Genomic DNA, 1,804 nt, shown 5'->3' on the forward strand with positions numbered 1-1,804 from the left:
CCGTCCCCGCCCCGCCCGGGGTCGAGGCCGTGCCCGTCGAGACCGCGGCGCAGCTGCGCGACGCCGTGCGTGCGGCCGCGAAGGACGCCGACGCGGTCGTCATGGCCGCGGCCGTCGCCGACTACCGGCCGGCCACCCTCGCGGACGCCAAGATCAAGAAGCGTGGCGACGGCGCGGCGCCCACGCTGCACCTCGTCGAGAACCCCGACGTGCTCGCCGAGCTCGCCGTCGACCGGCTGCGCGACGGCCAGGTCGTCGTCGGGTTTGCCGCGGAGACGGGCGACGACGACGGCTCCGTCCTCGAGCACGGCCGCGCCAAGGCGCTGCGCAAGAAGGCCGACCTGCTCGTCGTGAACGCGGTCGGCGACGGTCGCGGGTTCGGCACGGACGTCAACGACGTCGTCGTGCTGGACGCCCGCGGGGAGGTCGTCTCCGCCGCCGCCGGCAGCAAGGACGACGTCGCGCACGCCGTGTGGGACGCGGTGCTCGCCCGCTGGTGAACGGCCGGTGAGAGGGTCGTTTCCGTCCCGTTAGGCTGTGCGCCATGACTGAGGCTTCCGCGCGCCTGTTCACGTCCGAGTCGGTGACGGAAGGCCACCCCGACAAGGTCTGCGACCAGATCTCCGACGCGATCCTCGACGCGATCCTCGACCAGGACCCGGCGGCCCGCGTGGCGGTCGAGACGATGGTCACCACGGGTCTCGTGCACGTCGCCGGCGAGGTCACCACGAGCGCGTACGTCGAGATCCCGCAGGTCGTCCGCGAGGTCGTCAAGGGGATCGGCTACACCTCGTCGCACATCGGCTTCGACGGCGACTCGTGCGGGGTGTCCGTCTCGATCGGGCAGCAGTCGCCGGACATCGCGCAGGGCGTCGACAAGTCGATCGAGGTCCGGCAGGACTCCGCGGACATCGACCCCCTGGACCTCCAGGGCGCGGGCGACCAGGGCCTGATGTTCGGGTACGCGTGCGTCGACACCCCGTCGCTGCTGCCGCTGCCGATCTGGGCGGCGCACCGGCTCGCGGAGCGGCTCGCCGAGGTCCGCCGCCAGGACCTCGTGCCGGGTCTGCGCCCCGACGGCAAGACGCAGGTGACCATCGGGTACGAGGGCGACCGCGCGGTCTCGCTCGACACCGTGGTCCTCTCCACGCAGCACGACCCCGACGTCCAGCTCGACAGCTACCTGCGGCCCGCGATCGCGGAGCATGTCGTCGCGCCGGTCCTCGCGCAGCTCGAGCTCGACGCGTCCGACCACCGGCTCCTCGTCAACCCGACCGGCACGTTCGTCGTCGGCGGCCCCAAGGGCGACGCGGGCCTGACGGGCCGCAAGATCATCGTCGACACCTACGGCGGCTTCGCGCGGCACGGTGGTGGCGCGTTCTCCGGCAAGGACCCGTCGAAGGTCGACCGGTCGGCCGCGTACGCGATGCGCTGGGTCGCCAAGAACGTGGTCGCCGCGGGCCTCGCGAAGCGCTGCGAGGTCCAGGTCGCGTACGCGATCGGCAAGTCGCACCCCGTCGGGCTGTACGTCGAGACGTTCGGCACGGGCGTCGTGCCCGTCGAGCGCCTGACGGCCGCGATCCGCGAGGTGTTCGACCTGCGCCCGGCCGCGATCATCCGCGACCTCGACCTGCTGCGGCCCATCTACCGGCGCACGGCGGCGTACGGCCACTTCGGGCGCGAGCTGCCCGACTTCACGTGGGAGCGCACCGACCGCGCGGCCGACCTGCTGGCCGCCGTCGGCTGAGCCGGCGCGCGTGCCGGCGACCGGTGCGGCCCGCGTGACGGGTCCGTGGACGTGACG

Annotated in this window: 2 protein-coding genes; both read left to right on the forward strand. The window is 73.3% G+C overall.

Annotated elements, in window-relative coordinates:
- Nucleotides 1-500, forward strand: a 500-nt coding sequence (locus tag HGA02_RS18170) for a phosphopantothenoylcysteine decarboxylase domain-containing protein (protein WP_281357219.1), incomplete at its 5' end; no start/stop codon positions are given.
- A 44-nt stretch (nucleotides 501-544) separates the two neighbouring features.
- On the forward strand, nucleotides 545-1,747 hold the full coding sequence (gene metK / locus HGA02_RS18175; RefSeq protein ID WP_168680694.1) for a methionine adenosyltransferase: 1,203 nt from the start codon (nucleotides 545-547) through the stop codon (nucleotides 1,745-1,747).
- The last annotated feature ends 57 nt before the right edge of the window (nucleotides 1,748-1,804 follow it).

It is taken from the genome of Cellulomonas septica (assembly GCF_012396155.1).
Classification (GTDB): Bacteria; Actinomycetota; Actinomycetes; order Actinomycetales; family Cellulomonadaceae; genus Cellulomonas; species Cellulomonas septica.

Coding starts and splice junctions, on each gene's coding strand:
- metK (WP_168680694.1), top strand. CDS start 545: ATGACTGAGGCTTCCGCGCGCCTGTTCACGTCCGAGTCGGTGACGGAA.